The 21,741-nt window shown below is 58.8% G+C and carries 18 protein-coding genes; 9 read left to right on the top strand and 9 right to left on the bottom strand.

What is annotated here, in order from left to right:
- Positions 1 to 436: 436 nt before the first annotated feature.
- The 3 genes from mtnA to GKO01_RS02410 form a co-directional block, all read right to left on the bottom strand.
- Complete coding sequence (mtnA, locus tag GKO01_RS02420; RefSeq protein WP_099285515.1) at positions 437 to 1,534, bottom strand: S-methyl-5-thioribose-1-phosphate isomerase; 1,098 nt, start codon at positions 1,532 to 1,534, stop codon at positions 437 to 439.
- A gap of 170 nt (positions 1,535 to 1,704) precedes the next feature.
- Positions 1,705 to 3,084, bottom strand: a complete 1,380-nt coding sequence (locus GKO01_RS02415; protein WP_099285514.1) for a glycosyltransferase family 4 protein — start codon at positions 3,082 to 3,084, stop codon at positions 1,705 to 1,707.
- Entirely contained in the window at positions 3,081 to 4,532 is a 1,452-nt protein-coding gene (locus GKO01_RS02410; protein ID WP_099285513.1) for a glycosyltransferase family 4 protein, read from the bottom strand. The genes GKO01_RS02415 and GKO01_RS02410 overlap by 4 nt, the downstream gene beginning before the upstream one ends.
- A gap of 160 nt (positions 4,533 to 4,692) precedes the next feature.
- On the opposite strand from GKO01_RS02410, the gene GKO01_RS16250 reads away from it, so the two are divergent.
- Positions 4,693 to 5,928: an HAD-IIIA family hydrolase gene (locus tag GKO01_RS16250; protein ID WP_244901286.1), complete on the top strand. Its 1,236-nt coding sequence runs from the start codon at positions 4,693 to 4,695 to the stop codon at positions 5,926 to 5,928.
- A 221-nt stretch (positions 5,929 to 6,149) separates the two neighbouring features.
- Here the strand turns inward: GKO01_RS16250 and GKO01_RS02400 are convergent, their stop codons facing one another.
- Positions 6,150 to 7,892: a putative bifunctional diguanylate cyclase/phosphodiesterase gene (locus GKO01_RS02400; protein ID WP_099285512.1), complete on the bottom strand. Its 1,743-nt coding sequence runs from the start codon at positions 7,890 to 7,892 to the stop codon at positions 6,150 to 6,152.
- A gap of 54 nt (positions 7,893 to 7,946) precedes the next feature.
- On the opposite strand from GKO01_RS02400, the gene GKO01_RS02395 reads away from it, so the two are divergent.
- Positions 7,947 to 9,092 carry a glycosyltransferase family 4 protein gene (locus tag GKO01_RS02395; protein WP_099285511.1) on the top strand — a complete coding sequence of 382 codons (1,146 nt, stop codon included), beginning with the start codon at positions 7,947 to 7,949 and terminating at the stop codon, positions 9,090 to 9,092.
- A gap of 5 nt (positions 9,093 to 9,097) precedes the next feature.
- On the opposite strand, the gene GKO01_RS02390 is transcribed toward GKO01_RS02395, so the two are convergent.
- On the bottom strand, positions 9,098 to 10,096 hold the full coding sequence (locus GKO01_RS02390; RefSeq protein WP_099285510.1) for an aldo/keto reductase: 999 nt from the start codon (positions 10,094 to 10,096) through the stop codon (positions 9,098 to 9,100).
- A 51-nt stretch (positions 10,097 to 10,147) separates the two neighbouring features.
- Here GKO01_RS02390 and GKO01_RS02385 point away from each other — a divergent pair, with 51 nt between their 5' ends.
- From GKO01_RS02385 to GKO01_RS02365, 5 genes are all read left to right on the top strand, one after another.
- Positions 10,148 to 11,479 carry an O-antigen ligase family protein gene (locus GKO01_RS02385; protein ID WP_244901285.1) on the top strand — a complete coding sequence of 444 codons (1,332 nt, stop codon included), beginning with the start codon at positions 10,148 to 10,150 and terminating at the stop codon, positions 11,477 to 11,479.
- A 19-nt stretch (positions 11,480 to 11,498) separates the two neighbouring features.
- Positions 11,499 to 12,506, top strand: a complete 1,008-nt coding sequence (locus tag GKO01_RS02380; RefSeq protein ID WP_099285509.1) for a CobW family GTP-binding protein — start codon at positions 11,499 to 11,501, stop codon at positions 12,504 to 12,506.
- Positions 12,503 to 13,543, top strand: a complete 1,041-nt coding sequence (locus tag GKO01_RS02375) for a WD40 repeat domain-containing protein (RefSeq protein WP_099285508.1) — start codon at positions 12,503 to 12,505, stop codon at positions 13,541 to 13,543. The genes GKO01_RS02380 and GKO01_RS02375 overlap by 4 nt, the downstream gene beginning before the upstream one ends.
- 160 nt (positions 13,544 to 13,703) lie before the next feature.
- Positions 13,704 to 15,728: a GAF domain-containing protein gene (locus GKO01_RS02370; RefSeq protein WP_099285507.1), complete on the top strand. Its 2,025-nt coding sequence runs from the start codon at positions 13,704 to 13,706 to the stop codon at positions 15,726 to 15,728.
- A gap of 25 nt (positions 15,729 to 15,753) precedes the next feature.
- A complete protein-coding gene (locus GKO01_RS02365; protein ID WP_099285506.1) occupies positions 15,754 to 16,125 on the top strand; it encodes a response regulator in 372 nt (123 codons plus the stop codon).
- Here GKO01_RS02365 and GKO01_RS02360 read toward each other — a convergent pair whose 3' ends face one another.
- On the bottom strand, positions 16,126 to 16,425 hold the full coding sequence (locus GKO01_RS02360; RefSeq protein WP_099285505.1) for a SelT/SelW/SelH family protein: 300 nt from the start codon (positions 16,423 to 16,425) through the stop codon (positions 16,126 to 16,128).
- Positions 16,426 to 16,552: 127 nt separating this feature from the next.
- Here GKO01_RS02360 and GKO01_RS02355 point away from each other — a divergent pair, with 127 nt between their 5' ends.
- Positions 16,553 to 17,347 carry an acid phosphatase gene (locus tag GKO01_RS02355; protein ID WP_099285504.1) on the top strand — a complete coding sequence of 265 codons (795 nt, stop codon included), beginning with the start codon at positions 16,553 to 16,555 and terminating at the stop codon, positions 17,345 to 17,347.
- A gap of 28 nt (positions 17,348 to 17,375) precedes the next feature.
- Here GKO01_RS02355 and GKO01_RS02350 read toward each other — a convergent pair whose 3' ends face one another.
- The 3 genes from GKO01_RS02350 to GKO01_RS02340 all read right to left on the bottom strand — a co-directional run bounded on the left by GKO01_RS02350 (position 17,376) and on the right by GKO01_RS02340 (position 20,954).
- A complete protein-coding gene (locus tag GKO01_RS02350; protein WP_373319085.1) occupies positions 17,376 to 18,818 on the bottom strand; it encodes a chloride channel protein in 1,443 nt (480 codons plus the stop codon).
- A gap of 189 nt (positions 18,819 to 19,007) precedes the next feature.
- A complete protein-coding gene (locus GKO01_RS02345) occupies positions 19,008 to 19,901 on the bottom strand; it encodes a cation diffusion facilitator family transporter (protein ID WP_099285503.1) in 894 nt (297 codons plus the stop codon).
- 9 nt (positions 19,902 to 19,910) lie between these two features.
- Positions 19,911 to 20,954 (bottom strand): cation diffusion facilitator family transporter, encoded by a 1,044-nt coding sequence (locus GKO01_RS02340; protein ID WP_099285502.1) that lies wholly within the window; start codon positions 20,952 to 20,954, stop codon positions 19,911 to 19,913.
- 175 nt (positions 20,955 to 21,129) lie between these two features.
- Here GKO01_RS02340 and GKO01_RS02335 point away from each other — a divergent pair, with 175 nt between their 5' ends.
- Positions 21,130 to 21,711 (top strand): DJ-1/PfpI family protein, encoded by a 582-nt coding sequence (locus tag GKO01_RS02335; protein ID WP_099285592.1) that lies wholly within the window; start codon positions 21,130 to 21,132, stop codon positions 21,709 to 21,711.
- The last annotated feature ends 30 nt before the right edge of the window (positions 21,712 to 21,741 follow it).

The following is a 21,741-nucleotide window of genomic DNA, read 5'->3' as shown; positions in this document are numbered from 1 at the left end:
ATGACTTCAACTTGAACGGCATGTGACACAGAGCGTCAAGGATGGGAGCTGACTGATGGAGGGGACAAGGTCTGCCATGTCTTTATTTTTATGCAGATTTTCTGAATGACAGGGAGCCCCACGGGAGGAAACCAGAAGCCCAGCAGAGCCGTGGATATTCCAGCACAGAATATTGTCTGCATCAGTGACATGGGTCTTGTTCTGAACAGGAATGTCAGCGTGACGATACAGACAATCGGCAGGAGGCCGAGATAGATCAACATACAGCGGGTAAAGAGGGGCTCGCTTGCCGGGTTGTCCATGGCCATACCGAACCCGATGCAGAGTGCGGGCAGAAAGACGCTCGCAGTCAGCCCCAGAACAGCGTTTCCTGCAAGGAACGCTCGAATGATCCGAAACCATAGCGGAGCGTAGCCCTTGCAGGGTGCCGCAGAGGTCACGGAGTATCGGGAAACAGTGACCGCAGCCCGGCTTCACTGGCGTCGCAACGGCCGCGCTCTGTGATGAGGCCCGTCACGAGGCGGGCTGGCGTGACGTCGAAGGCCGGGTTTGCGGCCGGGCTGCCGAGAGGTGCGATTCGGACGCGGCTGGCGTCTCCCCGGCTGTCGAGGCCTGTCATGAACAGCACTTCGTCCGCGCTGCGCTCTTCAATCGGGATTTCTTTCACACCGTCACGCACGCGCCAGTCGATCGTTGAGGACGGTAGTGCCACCCAGAACGGGACGTTGTTGTCATGCGCGGCAAGGGCCTTGAGATAGGTGCCGATCTTGTTGGCCACGTCGCCCTGCGCCGTGACGCGATCCGTGCCGACGATGACCATATCCACCCGTCCGGCCTGCATGTAATGGCCGCCGGCGTTATCGGCGATGACGGTGTGCGGCACGCCGTGACTGCCGAGTTCCCATGCCGTCAGCAGGCTGCCTTGATTGCGGGGGCGTGTCTCATCCACCCAGATATGAACCGGAATACCTTCGTCATGCGCCATATAGATCGAGGCGAGGGCCGTGCCCCAGTCGACGGTGGCGATCCATCCGGCATTGCAGTGCGTCAGAAGATTGACCTGTCCCTGACGGCCCTTACGCTCCCAGATTTCACGGATCAGCTCAAGCCCGTGACGACCGATGGACTCATTGACCTGAACATCTTCGTCGCAGATGGCGTCGGCTTCGGCATAGCCCGCAGTGACACGCCCAGCTTCGGGAACAGTCTTGAGGTGTTTGACCATGCGCTCAATGGCCCAGCGCAGGTTGATGGCGGTCGGGCGCGTAGCCACGAGAAACGCTGCGGCCTTATCCAGAGCCTCGTCAGACGCGTCGTCCTGAAGGGCGAACACCAGACCATAGGCCGCGACGGCCCCGATCAGCGGAGCGCCGCGCACCTGCATGGACGTAATGGCCTCGGCCACGCCGCCGACGTCCCGGAGTTCCAGAAGCTCCACAGCCCAAGGGAAGCGGGTCTGGTCGAAAATCCGGATGCTGCTGGCATCGTCGGACGGGCGCCAAAGACTGCGATAGGAAATGCCATTGATTTTCAAGGGAACGCTCCTCGGAAGGCCGGAAAGACGGGGCTGCAACGGGAGCGCGAACGACCCCATGCTGACTGAACTGCTGGGTTCTGCATGTGCGTGATCTGCGGGCCTGACTCAAGCCCCTGTGCATGAAACTTTCATGCACAGGGGCAAAGACGTTTACAGGCGCAGGATTTTCAACGCCGGACGGCGTCGAGGATGACCTTTGCGCCGGTGGTCCACGGAACGGGTTTGAACTCGCTCCGCACTTTCTGGGTCCACGCGGCCAGATCTTCTGGATCGTCGATGACCTGACGGATCAGGGCATAGGCTTCACTGAGATTGCGCGGGTTGAAGTAGCGTCCGAGCGGTCCGCCAGCCTCGGGGATGGAGGTCGTGTTGGAGGCGATGCAGGGGCGCCCCATCGCCAGACCTTCCGTCACCGGAAGGCCCCAGCCTTCGAAGAAAGACGGGAAGACCGAGAAGCTGCAATCGGAATAGAGGCGTCGCAGTTCGGCATCTGACGGGTTCTGGATGAAGCGGATTTTGCCATCCAGCCATTTCGTATTCTCAAGCTGCTGCATGAGATCGGAAACGAGCCAGCCCGGACGCCCCGCGAACACCAGTGTCGGAACCTGATCGACCGGCATGTCTTCCAGCATCTGCCGCCAGATCCGGAAGAGGAGCATGTGGTTCTTGCGGGCCTCGATCGTGGAGACGAACAGGACGTAGGGCTCGCTCACCAGACGTTCGGTCGGCATGACGGTTTCCGCCAGTCCGAACTCCGTTCCCATCGGAACATGCTGGACCGTGATTCCCGTTCCGATGCCTTCTTCCGCAAGATAGGACTGGACGTCCTGTGCTGTGGCGCGGCTGTTGGCGAAGATGATGTCCGCCAGTGGTAGCACGGCATGATGCCAGGCCCGGAACGTCGTAATCACGCCGATATGGCACCATTCGGGGCAGCGGATGGGAGCCAGATCATGCATCAGGAGTCCGAAAGAGACCCGTAGTTCATCACGCAGCCACCGGACCGTCTGGACATAATTCTCATGATGCCACGGAGAGCCCAGCGTCAGGAACACGTCCCCAGCCTCGACAGCTTCCGCCAGGGGGGTTCCTTCGGCGTGCTGTGCGGCGTCGGTGCTTGACTGCTGACGTCGGCGGCGCAGAGCCGCCTTGCCTTCGCTGACTGCCAGTCGTCCCAGCCCGGCCCACAGGCTCGCCAGTCCGCCCAGAACTTGTCCTTCCGTTTGCAGGATGCCGGTCAATGCCTGGCGGTGTGTTGCGTTCTCAGCGAACTGCATGGCGGAAAACAGTGGAGCCGAGGCTTTTGCGGCTTTGGCGCCACTGTCTTTCATAACTTGCCGCAGCAGCGTGTCGACTACCGACCAGTCGATGGTTCGGAAATCGCGCGGATCGTGTTTGTTCGCTCCGCGGCGTACGAACTGGACGTTGTGGCCGTGTAGGGTCCGCAGGCCCGCGCAGAGCTCGAACACCACACGCTGAATGCCGCTCGGTCGTCCATGATGGACGAGGTGAAACAGCAGGTCGTCGACGTCGATCCAAAGGGTCATGACGCTCTCCCGTCCACATACGCGGCGTGACAGGCGTCCAGAATGGCGTCAGCAGTATGCTCCCACGGGGTGGGTTTAAACTGCGTCCGGACCTGCTCCTGCCATTTCGTCAGGCCTTCGCGGTCTTCGATTGTCTCACGGACGACACGATAGGCGTCGTCGGTATTTTCCGGATCGAAATAGCGCGACAGCGGGCCGCCGGCTTCGGGGACGGAGGTCGCGTTCGAGGCCACGCAGGGACGGCCATGGATCAGGCTTTCCGTCACCGGCAGGCCCCAGCCTTCAAACAGGGATGGGAAAAGCGTGAACATGCAGCCGTCATATAGATGCGCCAGTTCGTCATCCGACGGGTCGCGCAGAAGACGGATCTTGCCACGCAGCCAATCGGTATTTTCAAGCTGCTGCATGAGGTCGGAGACGAGCCAGCCGACCCGTCCTGCGAAAACAAGCGTTGGCACTTGCTCGGGAGGCAGATCAGCGACCAGACGACGCCAGACGCGGAACGCCAGAATATGGTTCTTGCGCGCTTCGATGGTGGAGACGAACAGGACATAGGTTTCTGGTGCAGGCAGTCCTTTCGGACGTTCACCTGTCACTTTGCGGGGCGGCCCGAAGCCGCTGCCAATGGGCACGGTCTGCACGGGGGCCAGCAGCTTCAGGCGATGCTTGCGGGTGTAGTCATCAATGGTTTTCGCCGTAGCGTGGCTGATGGCCAGAAGGCGTCCGCACTGCGGGAGGGTCGTATCCAGCCAGTGCCGGAAATCCCGGATCAGGGACAGCGCACACCATTCCGGCCGAATAGCGGGGATGAGATCGGACAGCAGCAGGACAGGCTGGATGCCGTACGCTTTGCGCATTCGGGCCAGACGGTCGCCGAAGCCGGGCTCCGACCATGCCGCGCCGAGGATCAGGAAGATATCGCCGGGCTTTGGCTGATTGGCCGTGCTGGCCGTAGTTGATGACTGCATCACAGCCGGTGTTCGGGCAGTTTCCGTTTTCGGACTGCGTTTCAGCTGTTTTTGCACGAAACGGCGTAAAAGGCGCAGGGCGCGCAACTGGTTTACGGCCATCGTCAGCAGAGGGCGTGCCAGTTCCGGCGGCAGGCTCTCGATGCGTCTGATGACGGTGTGGCGCAGATTTCTTACGAAAGCACGGGGTGTTTTGCGCGACCGGGGCGCCGGGCGGCTGTCATGCGCGACTTTTTCGTCAGCACGGACGGCGAAAAGATTTTCCAGATCGTCGAAAGACACCGTGGAAACAAGCTGTGTTTCGTCCTGTCCGCGTCGGATCAGGGCAATATTGCCCATACCCGGTTTGGTTGCGGCCTGTTTGCGGATGACATGCAGGATTTCGTAGACAAGTCGCTGAATTCCGCTGGGGCGCGAATTGTTTTCGAAATACTGGAAAATGTCTTCGACGTCGATCCAGATGGTATAATCTGTGTTCATATGTCCAGACTAGCTTTGTGGCGGCCGACAGAAACGCCGGTCTGTCAAACGATATTGGTGTTAAAGTTTTAGGTAAGCCCCGGCGGATGGGCAAGGGGCATTGGGAAAAGGTCGGGTTCTTGCCCCTGCAGGATACAGTGAGTCAGGGGAGAGTGCTGCTGTGCACAGCGTTACGGTTCGTCAGTGCGTCATTTTACTTGAAAATACTGCTACACATACCTTGCCTCTTTCACTCATCCTTTGTGGAGATAAACCATTTGTCGCGTGGTTGATGCGAGAAATGCAGCGTTTTGGTGTCGAGGAGTTTGTATTCCTGACCAGTCGGTATTCACAGGATATTGCGACTGCCGTTGAAAATATCGGAGATTTTCTCCCGAGATTCGCGAAGATTACCATAAGCGTTACACAACCCGAAGTGGGAACGGGAGGCGCACTTCATCATGCTCGATCCCATCTGCAGGAGAGGTTTTTCCTGTGTTCCGCAAACGCGCTGTTTTCATGTAATCTGGCACGTTTTCTGACGGCCGCCCGAAGTAGTCATTGGATGCTGCTGCGTCAGGCGGGTCCACATGACAAACAGGCGAGAATGCGTTTTGAAGCAGGAAACTTAGTATCGTTTTGTGGCGATATCGAAGCGAATGATCAGCAACTGATCAATGCTGGGCTATATCTTTTTGATGCATCGATCTGTGAGCTTCTGACGGAAGTCTGTTCTTTGGAATGGGATGTGATTCCCAGACTGGTGGAAAATCAAAATCTCCGGGGGATGCCTTTGACAGGGGATTTTTATTCCTTTGAAAATGGCAGTGCCTTGGAAAAAGTCTTGGGGCAGATGTCGCAGCGGCTGCGTCGTCCCGCCGTTTTTCTGGATCGTGACGGTGTTATTAACCGGGATTTCGGGTGGGTTGGAACGAAGGAACGCTTTGAATGGGAACCGGGCGCACGTGAGGCCATCGCTCGGCTTTGTGATAGCGGCTACCATGTTTTTATTGTGACCAATCAGTCAGGGATCGCACGCGGATTTTATTCTGAAAATGATCTCGTGATGCTGATGGATTGGGTCATGGACAGTATTCGTGAATATGGTGGAACTGTAGATGACTGGAGATATTGTCCGATGCATCCTGAAGCTGCAATCGAGCAATATCGTGGATATAGCGCGGATCGCAAACCGGAACCTGGGATGATTCTTGATCTATTGAAGCGATGGGAACTGGATCCCATGTGCTGCGTCGTGTTCGGTGATCAGCCTACAGACATGCAGGCAGCGAAAGCAGCAGGGTTGCAAAGCGTCATGATTGGTCCAGAGAGTTTGTCTGATTTGGTTCCGAAATTGAATATTTCGTCATATGAAAACGAGCTCTTAGAAAGACCTCGACATGGTATTGGACGATAGTTACAGTTTGTATCAAACAGTCTGAATGGAAAGATGATGGCATCTTACAGGGACGCGGAGACGCCGCCGTTTCACATTTCCTCAAAGACGCAGGAGGTTGAATGCTGCGATCTTAGGGAAAGGATCCCTCTGAGCGCAGTTGAAAAATATCGGTTGTTGCGTGAAACGCGCCGTGCCGTCAGACGAGAGCGTCTGGCTGATGAGCGTAAATCAGAAGCCCATCAAGAAAGATGATCTCTGGAAATTTTGACGCTCTTTGATGAGGTGATCGCGGTGTCCGTCATTCCCGGATAGGCTGATAAATCTGCGAGAGCAGCAGGTCGTCCCATCAGGAAACCCTGCGCCGTAGTGCAGGATGTGTGGCGCAACATATCGAGCTGCGCCGCAGTTTCTACGCCTTCGGCGATAACTTCCATCGACATGGCATGTCCAAGTGTCATGATGGCGCTGACGATGCTCTGGGCCCGCTGGTCGTTCAACATGTCGCGGATGAAAGAACGATCGATCTTGATCCGGTCAAAAGGAAAGCTGCGTAAATAGTTCAGGCTTGAAAACCCAATCCCGAAATCATCCATGACAATCTTGATGCCCAAGGAGCGGATTTTACCCATTGTTTCGAGATTTCGCTGTACGGCATCCAGAAATATGCTCTCTGTCAGTTCGAGTTCAAGCCTTTCTGCAGCCAACCCGGTCTGAAAGAGTGTCTGGATAACGGCGGCATACATGTCGTCATGTGCGAACTGAACTGCGGAAATATTAATGGCCACTCTGATATGAGGTGGCAGTCTGCTCGCTTGGGAGCAGGCTTCCAGGAGGACCCATCGACCGATCGGGACAATGAGGTTGCAGTCTTCTGCGACCGGAATGAACTCATTTGGAGCAATTACGCCTCTGACGGGATGTTGCCAGCGCAGAAGGGCTTCGACGCATTCGACCCGGTTGGTTTTTAGGCAGATCAGAGGCTGGAATTCGAGAAAGAACTGGTCTGTCTCGAGGGCACGTCGCAGGTCGTGTTCCATTTCACAGTGATGCTGGATATCTGCCTGCATAACAGGATTGAAGCTGATCCAGTCCGAAGACTGAAGGCGGCGTGCTTCGTTCAGCGCGAGTTCGGCATAATGGCATGCTGTTTCAAAGCGATAGGTATCAAACGGAATGAGGCAACAGCCGATACTGGCTGTTATGTGTATTCTGTGTCCGTTCACGGGGAATGAGGTATGGAAAATATCCCGTGTAATCTGTGCCCAGCGTGTCGCCTGTGTGGGATGTTCGTATGGGAAAGGACAGAAAATGCCGAATTCGTCGCCGCCAAGTCTTGCGACAACGCACTCTTTGGTCAGGAATGTTCGAATCCGTTGTCCGATTGCACTCAGAACGCCATTGGCAATTCTGGTGCCGTAACGTTCGTTGATGGCGCGAAAGCGGTTGATGTTGACGTATAAAAGAATTCCCGCCGAATGTTGGCCTGTCCCGTTGGCGAAGAACTCTTCCAGATGTTGTTCGAATTCTTCTTTACTGCACAGATCCGTAACGTCGTCCCGGCTTGGCAGGTTTGTTGTGACAGAAGTTGTAGTAGGGAATGTGATAGCCAGAGCGATACAGTCTTTATCCTTCTGGCGAAGAGGGGTCAGTCGGAACTGTACCGGAAGAGCACGCTCTTGGAGTGTTACGAGAATACCGGAATGATAGTGATTGTCCGGCAGAACCTTCAGGGCTTCGGGAAGGATATTTTCGAGAGAGGGGAAATTCTGGAGATCAGTTCCTATGCAGGAAAGAAGAGGGCTGTTGGCTTCGATGATCCGGCCCTGATACAGAATGGCCAGTCCTTCGCTGGCTGCATCGGCAAGACGATGAATGGGCGAGAAAGCCGTGGTGTTTTCCCCGGGCACAGTCTTTGGAAGGCGTGTTTCCGCGCAGGAGCGGTCTCCTTCCTGGCCGGTTCTCTGGGAAATACGCACAGTCATTTCTGTCCCTCTGTCTTAAGATAAGATGACTCGGCTTCTGTTAAGAAACTGGAAATGTCGAACAATCAGGAATCGTTCAAACTGCAACAAAATGTTTCTCAGAACGAATATGACACGATTCATGCTCAGATTCTGACCATTCTTCCGCCACGTGAGCGTTACGAAGCGGGGCATGCTGGGGCCATCTCCCTACTTGTCAGTCGGCTCGCCAGTGCCGGGGATATTGTGGCGGGAAGCGGAACTGTCGGCGTGTCTTTGCCGGGGGGGCAGTATAGAGCATTAACCATACCACGAATTCCTGTTTCGTATGGATGGCGTTTTCGTGTGTCCTGCGTCGCTATGATGCGGTCGTCTCGACCAGTTTTGACGGAAGTTCACAATCGGCCGGATCTGGCGCGTTTTCTGGCACGGTTTGGGCCAGTCCGTCTGGTTCTGCATAACGATCCCCGCACCATGCGCGGCGCACAGTCTGTTCGGCAACGTCAGGATCTGGCGCGGCATGTTCTGGTCTGTGGTGTTTCGGAATGGGTGGTCCAGCGTTTTCGGGAAGGCTGCGGACCGATCCGGACCGAAGTGCAGCCCAACTGTCTCGATCTGTCTGTGCTGCCGGTTCCGCGCGAAAGAGAGAAGATTGTTCTGTTTGCCGGGCGGGTTGTGGCGGATAAGGGAGTGGATGCGTTTGTTCGGGCCTGGAACCATATCCGCGTACGTCATCCAGGGTGGCGGGCCGTTATCATGGGGGCAGATCGGTTTGGGCCCGATTCCCCCGAAACGCCTTACCTGAAACAGCTTCGGCCTCTTGCTGCGGCTGCTGGTGTCATGATGACGGGGTATCGACCTCATGAGGCTGTGCTGGAAGCGATGACGGAGGCGGAAATTGTCGTCGTGCCGAGCCGCTGGCAGGAGCCTTTTGGCATGACCGCTTTGGAGGCCATGGGCTGTGGTGCGGCGGTCGTAGCGTCCCCTGTAGGCGCGTTGTCTGATTTGGTTGGAGAAGCAGCATTGCTGGCGGCACCGGATGAACCCGGAGCGCTGGAACAGGCCCTGAGCCGCTTGATGACGGATGATGGTCTGAGGGAAAAGCTGGGCGCAGCAGGACGTGAACGGGCCGCCCGATTTGATGTCGGTGCAGCCCGCATCCGGGTGCAGGAACTGCGACAGGCAGCGATTGCGTTTGTCCAACATATGCCGCAGTCCTGAAAAATTCAGTCCCGCTGAGGCGGGGCCATGAAGGTTGGGTCGATGGCGTTCGGCACGTGACGGGCCAGAATGTCGTCCACGGCTTTCTTTTCTTCGTCCGTCAGGGTCCAGCCGAAGACGTCCTTCACACCTGAGACCTGTTCCGGCTTGCGGGCCCCCCACAGGGCGATGACCGGTCCCTGATCGAGAACCCAGCGGACGGCGAAGGCCATGGTCGATTTGCCGCGCTTTTCGGCGAGTTTTTTGAAGTCTTCGACGGCTGCGAGATAGTTCTCAAAGTTCGGTTCCTGAAATTTCGGATCGTTCGAGCGCAGATCATCCTTGGGGAAGGTCGTGTCGCGGCTCATCTTGCCAGTCAGCAGGCCGCGACACAGGGCACCGTAGGCTAGAATGACGGCATTGTGCTTTTCGGCGTAGGGCAGGATGTCCTTTTCGATCGTCCGTTCGAAAAGGTTCAGCGGCGGCTGGATCGTAGCGATCGGGGCGACTTCGCGGAAAATATCCATCTGTTCGGGCGAGAAATTGCTGACGCCGAGGGCGCGAATCTTGCCTTCCTGATGAAGTTTCTGGAGTTCGCGGGCGCTTTCGTCGATCGGGGTTTTGTCGTCGGGCCAGTGGATCTGTTCGAGATCGATCGTCTCGACGCGCAGGCGACGCAGTGAGTCTTCAACTTCCTTGCGGATGCGCGCCGGGCGGGAGTCCCGGAAGACCTTCATGTTCTTTTCGTCTTCGCCAGCCCAGTGCAGACCAAGTTTGGTGGCGATATGGGCCTTGTTCGGCTTTTCGGCGAGGGCGCGACCGACGACTTCTTCCGAATGGCCAAAGCCATAGACCGGGGCCGTGTCGATCAGGTTGATTCCTTCGTCGAGGGCCGCGTGAATGGTGCGGACGCCATTGTCATCGTCGGGGCCGCCCCACATCCAGCCGCCGATGGCCCATGTGCCAAGAGCGACGCGGGAAAGGGGCGTGTCGATGCCGGGGATGAGGATGGTGTCGGATGCCATGATTGTCTCCACTCGAAATAGACAGTAACGAAAAAGCGCTTCGGACTGTAAGTGGTTGCATGCGAAGCCGAAACCTTCCATCCACTTAAGATGCGCTTCTCTCCTTCCACTGTGACCCGGATCGGCCGATGGGCTTCTCTGGTCCTGCCTCTGGCCCTGACGCATGTGCGCGTGGCAGGTGAGGCCGATCTTGATCTTCTGGCTGTTCTGCTGCTGCTTCACTCTTCGCTGATTGGGCGGCGTGAGGGGGGATGGGACTGGCTCCGGGAACCTTGGGTCGTCGCCACGTTCTGCTGGTGGGGCTGGCAGGTTCTGTGCACGCTGTGGGTGTCCCCGGGACATGGCGCGCTGGGCCAGGCGCTGCTGGCGATCCGTTTTCCGCTCGCGGCGGCCGCGCTCGGCTGCTGGCTGCTCCGGGACGTGGTCTGGCGCAGGCGTGTGTTGTGGCTGACCTGTGCGTGCGGGGTTTATATTGCCGTGCAGATGCTGGTTCAGGCCGTGTTCGGGCGCAATCTGTTCGGGATTCCGCGCTTTCATGACGGAACGCTGACGGGGCCGTATGAGCATCCACGCGCTGCTGCACCATTGTCCCGACTGATCCTGCCGTTGTTGATGGTGGGCTGTGCGGTGGCGGAAAAGGCGCAAAGCCGTCTGATGCGGACATTCGGGCTGTGTGCCGCCACAATTCTGGCTGTCGGGATCATGGTGCTGGCGGGGCAGCGGATGCCGCTTGTACTTTCGCTTCTGGGGATCGGGGTGTGCGCGCTGTTATATCGGCCGATGCGTCCGGCCGCGCTGGCTGCGGCGGCGATGCTGCCGGTTCTGGTGCTGGTGGCGCGGGTGTTTTCACCCGGCAGCTTCTTTCATCTCGTGACACTGGCGCGGCAGCAGCTCACGCATTTCGGCCAGTCGCCTTATGGGGAAATCTATACCCATGCGGTCGTGATGGCGCAGGCGCATCCCTGGATCGGGCAAGGCTATGACGCCTATCGGCATTTCTGCTCGGACCCGGCCACCTTTCATGGCCTGCCAGGACTGTCGGAGGCCGTGCCCGAGAGGGGGTGGCTGGACCTGTGTGTGCAGCATCCGCACAACCATTATCTTCAGGCTCTGGTCAATGCCGGGGTGCCGGGGCTGATCCTGTTCGTCTTGATGATTGCGACATGGCTGAAGGCGATCTGGCCGGGACGGGACGGCCATGCGATTGCGATCGGTCTGTTTGCGGCGGTGCTGATTCAGGAATGGCCCATCGCCTCCACGTCGGACTTCCTGAACCTGCCGCTGAGTGGGTGGGGGTTCCTGTTGCTGGGGCTGGCGCTGGCCTATAGGGTCTTGCCGATACGGAACGGGTTTCAAGCGGGCGGGGTCCGGCCTATATCGTAAGGCAGATTACGGAGGCCTTATGTCCAGCACCCCTGATACTACTCGCGAGACTGCTGCGTCTGACCGGAGCGGCACCGTTCCTGTGACGGTCCTGACCGGCTTTCTTGGCGCCGGCAAGACCACGCTTCTCAATCATATCCTGACGGCCGAGCATGGCCGTAAATATGCGGTTGTCGTGAACGAGTTCGGTGAGCTTGGGATCGACAATGACCTCGTGGTGGATGCTGACGAGGAAGTGTTCGAAATGAACAACGGCTGCATCTGCTGCACGGTGCGCGGGGATTTGATCCGCATTCTGGGTAGTCTGCTGCGGCGTCGGAACCGGTTTGACGGCATCATCGTCGAGACGACCGGACTGGCTGATCCGGCCCCGGTCGCGCAGACCTTCTTCGTGGACGAGAACCTCCGCGAGAAGGCGCGTCTGGACGCGGTTGTGACGGTTGTGGATGCATTCAACGTCATGGAAACGCTGGACGAAAGCCCCGAAGCCGTCAACCAGATCGCGTTCGCGGATGTGATCGTGTTGAACAAGGTCGATCTGGCGGATGAAGAACGCCGCAAGGACATCGTGGCGCGTCTGAAGAAGATCAACGCCGTGGCTCAGATCCATGAGGCGCAGCATGGCGGCGTGAAGCTGACGGACATTTTGGATCGGGGTGGCTTCGATCTGGCGCGCGCCCTCAAGACGATGCCGGACTTCCTGGAGAACGATCATCATTCCCACGAGGAAGGCATCACCAGCATTTCCCTGAGCATTAAGGAGCCGATCGACCAGCCCCGCTTTCAGGCATGGATCGGGGCGATCCTTCAGGAGCAGGGCGCAGACATTCTGCGGGCTAAGGGCATCCTTCATTTCAAGGGTGAACAGAACCGTTTCGCGTTTCAGGCCGTGCATATGATGGCAGATGGGGATTTCATCGGCCCGTTCCGCGAGGGGGAGAGCCGGGATTCCCGTCTGGTGTTCATTGGGCGCAATCTGAACCGTCCGCAGCTTCGGCGCGGCTTTGAAAGCTGCATTGCGGCATGATGCAGGATCTTCTGACGGACCGGGGTGCTGAGCGCCGGTTCGAGAGCCCGATCGTTCATGTGGTCTCCTCCCGCGACGGGCGCAGCTTTGCGGCGCTGACGGTGGATGGAGAGCTTGTGCTCATTCCGCGGGACCGTCTGCGGGATGCGGAAAGCTGGACGGTCGTGGCCGCGCATGATGGCGGGTTGTGTCTGGCTCAGGGCTGCGAGCCGGATTCGTTCCTGACGGGCGGGGAGGACGGGAAGCTCGTCCGGACCTTTGCCGATGGACGGATGGAAACTCTGCATGAAGGCCGTCGCTGGATCGACTGTGTGGCCAGCACGACAGACCATATGGCGTTTTCGTGCGGCAAGCAGATCGAAGTCCGTGCGGCAGAAGGGCACCAGACGCTCAAGGTGCTGGAGCATCCCTCCACCGTGACTGGTATCGTGTTCGATGCGAAGGGCAAGCGCATTGCGGCGTCACATTATAATGGTGTGTCGATGTGGTTCGTGCAGGCCAAGGTCGACAGCGTGCGGCCGTTCGAATGGAAGGGCAGCCATATCGCGATTGCCATCCATCCGGGCGGAGAGGCGCTGGTGACGTCCATGCAGGAAAACGATCTGCATGGCTGGCGCCTCTCGGACGGGCACAATATGCGTATGAGCGGCTATCCCAAGCAGGTGAAGTCCATGGGCTTTACGCGTAACGGGCGCTGGCTTGCGACGGCCGGGGCGGATGCGATCGTCCTGTGGCCGTTTACGGGTGGCGGCCCGATGGGCAAGGCTCCGGCGGAACTGGCCCGGCTGCCGGGTCTGTTTGTCAGTGCGGTCTGCCCTAATCCCAAGGAAGACATCATCGCTGCCGGCTATGAGGACGGGACGGTCGTTCTGGCGGAAATCGGCGGCGGGGACCAGCGCGTGCTGCCGCTGTGCTCGGGACAGGATACGAAGCGCGGCAAGGTGACATCGCTGGGCTTTACGCCGCAGGGTGGCGCGCTGGTCTTCGGGACGGAAGATGGGGTTCTGGCAGCAATCGACCTGTCTAGTGGTGCTTAAGTTTCACAATCAATCAATTTGGTTCTTGAAGTAATCCGTACTCCGGGTGCAGTGTGGTCTGAAATGCTGATTTAATTGTTGGCAATGTGGAAACGCGCTACGTCTTTCTGAGGTAGAGTAGAATCTCGTTCAGGAGGCACATCTGGAGGCTGTATCACCATTGGATGCACTGGGAGTAAGACCTGCCGGGCTGGATATTGATGGAGATCTGGAAGCCTTTTCAGACCTCGATTTGGACGATATTGCAGTCTCGGCGGCTTCACTCTGTCGTGCGCCGATTGCCCTCGTCAGTATACTGGATGGGGATCATCTCTGGTTTCCGGCCCGTTTCGGAACGGATCAGGTTTACGGCGCGCTGGCCAATTCGGGGTGTGCGGCGGTTTTAGCCCACGGCGTTTCGGTAGTGATCCCCGATATGATGATGGACCCTGAAACGCAAAAAAATGCTCTTGTCTGTGGAGAGCCAGGATTGCGGTTCTATGCCGGATATCCACTGATCACTGCTGAGAACAAGATTTTTGGCACGCTGTGTGTCATGGACCTGAAAGCGCGACCGCAGGGGCTTTCGCAGCAGGAAAGTGAAGGTCTAGCAGCCCTGGCGCGACAGGCCATGCGGTTGATGGGGCTGCGTGGAGAAGCAATCACACAGGAACGGCGCCTGACAGCACAGCATCTGCGTCGGGAACGCGTAGCCCTTCAGGCGCAGCAAGCGGATTTGGAACGTCGGCAGGCCAGGGAAAAATATGCTCTCCAGCAGGCTGCGGTAGCGGCGGGTGGCGTAGGTATTTATGAATATGATCTGGTCAGTGGGAACATTACGGTTTCCCCTGAAGTCTGCCGTATTATTGGGATTCCTGTTACCGAAGTCGTGACCGCTCTTCAGTGGACGATGAGGGTTCATGAGGACGACAGGGAGCGGATCCCCCTTGTGTCACAGCTGATGGACGGCTCGGCGCCTCTGAAGCTTGAATATCGCGTCATCCGGGCGTCCGACCGGAAGGAACGATGGATTCTGCAGCAGGGTATGCTGGACAGGGACTGGGCCGGGCGTCCGATCCGGTTGATCGGAACAATTCAGGATATCACGCCGGAAAAAAACGCGACCAGCCGCCTGATGACGCTTCTGGCGGTCGGGGATGCCCTGAGGATGGCTACAACGCGTAGACAGGCTCTTACAGAAGCGTGCCAGCTTCTGGGAGGTCGCCTTGATGTGCAGCGCGTCGGATTTGCCGCTGTTGCGGTGCGTGATGCGCTTTTCACTATTGATCTCGGATGGTGCAGCCCGGATGTATCGCCGATTTCGGGGAATTTGCAGTTCGGGGTGTTTCGCAGAACGTCCGATTTCCTGCGTAGCGGGGCTGTTCTTGTTGTGGATGATATTTCCAGCCCACCCTGGATGCAGGAGGAACAGAACGCCTGTCGTGCATTGCAGATGGAAGCGCAGATTGTCGTCCCGAAAATGGATCATGACGAACTGACGGGGTGTCTGTTCGTTCACAGCGCCACGCCACGAGACTGGACGCTGGATGAAACATCCTTCATTCGCACAGCCGCAGACCGGATTTTTACGGCGCTGGACGAATGGGATGCCGAGGTGCGCCAGGAGATCGTCAATCACGAAATTCTGCATCGTCTTAAAAATACGCTCAGCATCGTCCAGAGCCTTGCCCATCAGGGGTTTCGCAACGTCGACGATCAGGGACCACTCACAACGTTCACGTCTCGTCTTGTGGCGCTCAGTGCTGCGCATGATCTGTTGATGCGAAGGAACTGGCAGTCCACGGATCTGGCCAGTCTGGTGGGTGGCGTGCTGACGCCGCTGGGCGTTGAAAGTCGTGTCGAGATTTCGGGGCCGTTTCTCAAATTGGGTCCTGATACGGCGACATCTTTCTCGATGGTGCTGCATGAACTGGCGACGAACGCCATGAAATACGGCGCCCTGAGTGTCCCGGACGGGAAGGTATTTTTGAGCTGGACGATTACAGGGGCAGGTGAAAGTGCTGTGATGTCTTTGATATGGCGGGAGGCCGGTGGGCCGCCTGTTACGCCACCTGAGCGAACCGGATTTGGTGTGCGTCTTCTCAAAGCCGGACTGGGTCGACACGGAAAAACGGAACTTCATTATGCTCCAACGGGTTTATGGGCAGATCTGACTGCCCCGACCCTGTCGCTTGCAACATTCTGAGACTGCCTGGAGATCCGTATCTTTCATGTTGGAGGACCCTGACACGCGGCCCACAATTCTGATTGTTGAAGACATCGTGTTTATTCGCATGATGACGGAAGACTATTTCGAGAATGCCGGTTTCAGGACCCTCAGCGCCCGTTCGACATTGGAAGCGATTGCATTTCTCGAAATGGATCCGAAAATCCGTTACCTGTTTGCCGACATTCACCTGCCGGACGGTGATGATGGCCCGAGGCTGGCTGAAACAGCGCGAAAATGCTGGCCTCCCGTGAAAATCATTCTGACATCTGCGGATATGCCCGCAGATCAGGTTCGGCTGCCGATCCGGGGCCTGTTCGTTCCCAAGCCCTATAGTCTCGATCAGGTCAAAAAGGCTTTCGAGACGATGGCCTGATCAGGACTGTTGGGTGGAGGGGCGGTCGGTATGTCCGAGGTCCCGGTCAGGGTCGATGATGTCCCGCACGCGTTGCTTCAGGTCTTTCGGGCCTGGAAACCCTTCGTCGCGTTTACGCTCCCAGATCAGCGTTTCGTTCACATGAATTTCGAAACGGCCTCCGGTATCGGGGATCAGCGCGACTTCGCCCAGAGCCTGACCGAATGTCGATAGTAGCTCCTGCGCCATCCAGCCGGAACGGAGCAGCCAGTTGCACTGGGTGCAGTAGCGGATGGAGACGCGGGGCGCAGTGGACGTCATGGGGCGATCCTGTCGGGCTCTGGAGTTTGGATACTGTCATGAGGGCTTCATGCGGAAAAGCCTTCGCGTCAGAGGCGGCCGTCGTTAAGGGTATGGGTTATTATTCTCTGACGGGATGTTCCGGCCCATGCGTTCTGCCACTCGTTTACCTGTTGCCATGCTTTTATGTGCGACTGTTCTCTCGGCCTGTGCTCCGTCAGCGCGGCATAACGGAGCGTTGCCTGAAAGTGCCGCACCGGACGAGCGGATCGTTCTGGCACCGCCTCCCGTGGCAGGCAGCGCGGCGCAGATTGACGATGACCGGGTGTTCCGTGCCACGCGCGCCCTGAAGGACACGCCGCGCTGGCAACTGGCGCAGAGCGACGCGGATCTGGATCCGGCGCATCTGGTTCGGGATTTCTCGTGTGCGGCAGGGTTCGATCTCGACCTTGCACAGGCGCCCCATCTGGCGACGGTGCTGGAACGGATACGCCATGCCGTTGGCCGTCGGACGTCCGAAGCCAAAACATACTGGCACCGCACGCGCCCCTTTGTAGGCACGAATCTGCCGATCTGCACGTCTCCCGAAGGGCTCGGGCTGCACGCGTCCTATCCTTCAGGCCATACGACGGCGGGATATGGCATGGCGCTGCTTTTGGCACATCTGATGCCCGAACATGCCACGGCGCTGCTTCAGCGTGGCCGTGTCTTCGGGGAAAGCCGGATCGTCTGTGGCGCGCATTGGAAATCTGACGTTCAGGCTGGTTATCTGAATGCGTCATCTCTGATGGATGCGCTTTTGGCCAATCCAGACCTTCAGGACGATCTGACAGCAGCACGACGCGAATTGCTGGCAATGCAGGCGCATCCAGTGACGCCCGATGCGGCACGTTGCGCGGTAGAACAGGACGCGGCGACGCACTCTTTGCTGAGCGAACCCTGAGGCGGGACGGACGGCGCTCCTGAAAAAATCAGGGCGCCGGTTTGTGCTTGTCCGAGGAAGGCGGGCTGTGATGGGCGCCGCGATCGTTCGCTTCCATGAAGCGGTCGGCAAGGCAGCTATAGAGCGAATGCGGGCAGATCATTTTTGACACACCGAACGCCAGAAAGGACGTGGCCAGCAGCGCAAGCGTAACCTGCTGGTTGTCGCACATTTCCATGACGATGATGGTTGCGGTCAGGGGGGACTGCGACATGCCGCAGAAATACGCCACCGTACCCAGCAGGACGACCGCGCCGGGCGTGGTGTGCGGCAGGAACTGCTCCACCCAGCCGCCAATTCCTGCGCCGATGGCGAGTGATGGGGCGAACATGCCGCCGGGGATGCCGGAGCAGTACGAGACGATCATCGCCAGATATTTGAGGACGAAGAACGAGGCCGGATAATGCTCGGTCCCGTTGAAAATGGCGCTGGCCTGATCGTAGCCGGTGCCGTAGGTCGCGCCTTTGGAGAGGAGGCCGATCAGGGCCAGTATGAAGCCGCAGGATGCGGCAAAGGCGATCGGACGTGTGGCGGCGAAGTGTCCGACCCAACCCGGAATGCCGCGTGAGGCTTTGATGAGAATGGCGGAGAAGCTGCCTCCTGCAAGGCCGCCGAGAATGCCGCAGGTCAGAACCGCGATCCACGCCGTGCCGACAGGAACGTCCACGTCTGCATGGCCGAAATAGGTGTAGTTGCCGATCAGGGCGATGGCCGTGACGCCGGAGAGGACGACAACCGTGAGGGTGCGGCCCGAGGTCTTCTGTTCGAAAGAATGGGAGAGTTCCTCGATGGCGAACATGATTCCGGCGAGGGGCGTATTGAACGCCGCAGCCATGCCTGCTGCGCCGCCTGCAAGGATCATGCTGCGCCGCGCGGCGATGTTCGACTGTCCCAGCAGGCGCGAGAAGGCGTGCATGATGGACGCACCAACCTGCACGCTCGGGCCTTCACGCCCGATGGATGCGCCGCAGATCAGGCCGAACGAGGTCAGCAGGATTTTACCAAGCGAGGTCTTGAGGGACAGCACGCGGTCCACGACTGCGACGTTTTCGATGTGCAGGGTCGCGATTGTTTGAGGGATGCCGGAGCCCTGTGCGCCCTTGAAGATGGTCCGTGTGGCCCATGTGATGAGTGCCAGTCCGACCGGGGCCACGACCAGCATGGCCGCAGGGTGCCAGGCGATGATCTGATGGCGCACACCTGCCGCCCAGTCGCCTACTCTCGCGAACAGCACAGCCACGATACCGACCAGAACCGCGCCGAGCCAGTAGACCGCCGTGCGGCGCCACTGGTTTGTCGTTACTTGTGCCGAACGCTTCAGATGCAGAATGCGGTCTTTGCGGCGCATGGCATGGGCAGAGGAACGCACATCTGTGGCCGGAGGCTCTGCGGGAACAGCGGCAACGGGAGAAGGAGGCGGTGTATCGGCCAATATTCGGACGTCCGGGAAGGAGGGTCAGGCTGTGGAGGATACGCCCGGTTCAGGCCCGTGCGCTGATGATGTGCACCTGCCACCAACGCGGGAGGAGGGTCAAGGGTTCTCCGACGATGAGGCGCGAGGGGCTGAATCCGTTCTGGTCTGTGTCATAAACCGCACAGTCCTCATTCTCTATTCCCTTCTTCAGCTCAGGACGAGAACGCCGGAATGTTTGGCCTTGTCTTCAGGCTCGACATGGATGTGGATGGAGGCGCGGCCCAGTTCGGAGCGGATGGCGGCTTCGATCTGGTCGCAGATTTCGTGGGCGTCATGCACGGTCAGGGCGCTCGGCACCACGAGATGGAACTCCACGAAGGACAGGGCGCCGACCTTGCGGATGCGGAGGTCATGGGCTTCCAGCGCGCCGGTAGCGCTTGAGGAAATCACGGCTTTGACCGCTTCCATCTGCTCGGGGGATGGCGCTTCGTCCATCAGGCCGGACAGGGAATGCTTCATCATGGAGAAGCCGGCGCGCATGACGTTCAGAGCGACCAGTCCGGACAGCACGGCGTCGAGGCGGTCCCATTTGAGCAGCGGGATCAGGGAGACACCGATCACGAGTGCCACGGTCGCCCAGACATCCGAAACAACATGTTCGCCTGCGGCCTGAAGCGCCTGTGAGGCCTGTTTGCGCCCGACCGTGATCAGGATGCGGCCCCAGACGAGATTGACCAGTCCGGCCAGTGCGTTGAGGGCCACGCCGGAGAAGGGCGCGCGAATGGGTTCGGGATGGCGCCAGTCATGAACGGCGATGACCAGAATGCCGACGGCCGTCAGAACAACTAGAACGCCTTCGAGAACGGCGGACAGATATTCCGCCTTGCCGTGACCGTAGGGATGGTTGTCGTCAGCCGGAAGCGCTGCGACGGACATCGCCCAGAGCGTTCCGACAGCGGCCACGACGTTCAGGATGGTCTCGATCGCGTCCGAAAGCAGGGCGCTGGAGCCCGAGACCACATAGGCCGCGTATTTGATGGCAAGAACCACCACGCTCAGCGCGATGGAGGCCCGGGCGACCTTGATGCGGGTTGATGTCATGACGCGTCCTCAGCAGCAGGGCTGGTGCGTGTCGCAGACAGAGGGCTGTGTTTCAAGCTGGAAAGTGGGATGGGCGATGTCAAACTGCGTCCGCAGCAGCGCGGCGGCGCTCGCGATGATCCGGTCCGGAGAAACGGGATGTGCCGGGTCGCAGAGAAGATGGACGGTCAGGGCGGTTTCGGTCGTGCTCATGGCCCAGATATGCAGATGATGCAGACCGGATACGCCTTCGACAGACAAGAGTGCCGTCTGAACCGCGTCGGGGTCGATCCCCGCCGGGACTGCATCCAGCGCCAGATCCAGCGAACGGCGGAGTAGGGACCACGTGCCGATGACGATGGAGGCCGAGACGATCAGGCTCATGATGGGGTCGATGATCGTATAGCCCGTAAACGAAATGAGCAGACCGGCGATGACGACCGAAAACGCCATGACGGCATCTGCCGCCATGTGCAGGAAAGCGCCGCGGATGTTGAGGTCGCTCGATGCGCCTTTCATGAACAGCAGGGCTGTGACGGCGTTGACGGCGATCCCGACCAGCGCGACCCAGCTGATGATCTCGCCCTGCACCATCTCGTGGGAAAACAGGCGCAGCACGGATTCCCAGACGATACCGCCAGTCACGAGCAGCAGGATTGTGGCATTCGCAAGAGCAGAAAGGATCGTGGAGCGGCGCAGGCCATAGGTGAAGCGTGCGCTCGAAGGGCGGGTCGCCAGAACCTGCGCCAGCCATGCGCCCGCGAGACCCAATACGTCGGACAGGTTGTGCCCTGCATCGGCCAGCAGGGACATCGAATGCGCCCAGACGCCCCACAGCGCTTCTCCGGCGACATAGGCCGTGTTCAGGGCGATCCCGATGGCGAAGGCTGCGCCGAAACTTGCCGGTGCATGGACGTGCTGGTGGCCGAATCCGAAGCCATGACTGTGCCCGTCGCAATCCCCGTGGTCATGATCGTGGTGGCCATGGTCCGCGTGGTCGTGTCCTGCATGATCATGCGGCGACGCGGTGTCATGATGGTCGTGATCGCAGGCGTGGTGGGGATCTGAAGTCATGGAGGCCAGTGCTGCAAGAATGAAGGCCTAACCTTACCGCATGTGACGCGACCGTCCCATCTCTATATCCCCATACGTGACGATATTGCCGAACGGCGCGGAGCGTGGTGTCGTTAGAGGGTGAAGAATGACCACAGTCTTCGAGGGCTGTGATTGTGAAGAAGGACAGGAAACGATGGCCGAAAAACGTATTCTCATCATCGCAGGTGATTTCGTTGAGGATTACGAAATCATGGTGCCGTTCCAGATGCTGCTTCTGGTCGGGCACAAGGTCGATGTGGTCTCGCCGGGCAAGAAGGCCGGGGAGCAGGTTGTTACGGCGATCCACGATTTCGAAGGCCATCAGACCTACACCGAAAAGCGCGGCCATAATTTCACGCTGAATGCGACCTATGCAGGCGTGACGGCAGATTCTTACGACGCACTGATTATTCCGGGTGGACGTGCGCCAGAACAGCTCAGCACCGACGAAAGCGTGCTGGATCTGGTGCGGGCATTCGTTGAAAGCGGCAAGCCGGTTGCGGCTGTGTGTCATGGTCCGCAGCTTTTGGCAGCGGCGGGCGTTATCAAGGGTAAGAAGATTTCGGCCTATCCGGCCTGCCGTGCGGAAGTCCTGCTCGCTGGGGCCGAGTACCAGTCCCTCCCGATGGATGGCGCCGTGACGGACGGCCAGTTCGTCACCGGTCCGGCATGGCCTGCGCATCCGGCCTGGATCGGGCAGTTCCTCAAGGTTCTGGGCACGCAGATCACACCGTAAGGGATTTACGCCCAGCATTCACAACACTGT

It is taken from the genome of Gluconobacter kondonii (genome assembly GCF_002723995.1).
Lineage (GTDB): Bacteria > Pseudomonadota > Alphaproteobacteria > Acetobacterales > Acetobacteraceae > Gluconobacter > Gluconobacter kondonii.
Note: the sequence above shows the minus strand (reverse complement) of the source record. Positions and strands in the feature narration are given on the sequence as shown.

Bases quoted from the DNA above. Each gene is read 5' to 3' on its own strand.
- GKO01_RS02415 (WP_099285514.1), bottom strand. From the start codon at position 3,084: ATGACCCTTTGGATCGACGTCGACGACCTGCTGTTTCACCTCGTCCAT.
- GKO01_RS02410 (WP_099285513.1), bottom strand. From the start codon at position 4,532: ATGAACACAGATTATACCATCTGGATCGACGTCGAAGACATTTTCCAG.
- GKO01_RS02400 (WP_099285512.1), bottom strand. From the start codon at position 7,892: ATGACTGTGCGTATTTCCCAGAGAACCGGCCAGGAAGGAGACCGCTCC.
- GKO01_RS02395 (WP_099285511.1), top strand. From the start codon at position 7,947: ATGTCGAACAATCAGGAATCGTTCAAACTGCAACAAAATGTTTCTCAG.
- GKO01_RS02390 (WP_099285510.1), bottom strand. From the start codon at position 10,096: ATGGCATCCGACACCATCCTCATCCCCGGCATCGACACGCCCCTTTCC.
- GKO01_RS02380 (WP_099285509.1), top strand. From the start codon at position 11,499: ATGTCCAGCACCCCTGATACTACTCGCGAGACTGCTGCGTCTGACCGG.
- GKO01_RS02375 (WP_099285508.1), top strand. From the start codon at position 12,503: ATGATGCAGGATCTTCTGACGGACCGGGGTGCTGAGCGCCGGTTCGAG.
- GKO01_RS02365 (WP_099285506.1), top strand. From the start codon at position 15,754: ATGTTGGAGGACCCTGACACGCGGCCCACAATTCTGATTGTTGAAGAC.
- GKO01_RS02360 (WP_099285505.1), bottom strand. From the start codon at position 16,425: ATGACGTCCACTGCGCCCCGCGTCTCCATCCGCTACTGCACCCAGTGC.
- GKO01_RS02355 (WP_099285504.1), top strand. From the start codon at position 16,553: ATGCGTTCTGCCACTCGTTTACCTGTTGCCATGCTTTTATGTGCGACT.
- GKO01_RS02345 (WP_099285503.1), bottom strand. From the start codon at position 19,901: ATGACATCAACCCGCATCAAGGTCGCCCGGGCCTCCATCGCGCTGAGC.
- GKO01_RS02340 (WP_099285502.1), bottom strand. From the start codon at position 20,954: ATGACTTCAGATCCCCACCACGCCTGCGATCACGACCATCATGACACC.
- GKO01_RS02335 (WP_099285592.1), top strand. From the start codon at position 21,130: ATGGCCGAAAAACGTATTCTCATCATCGCAGGTGATTTCGTTGAGGAT.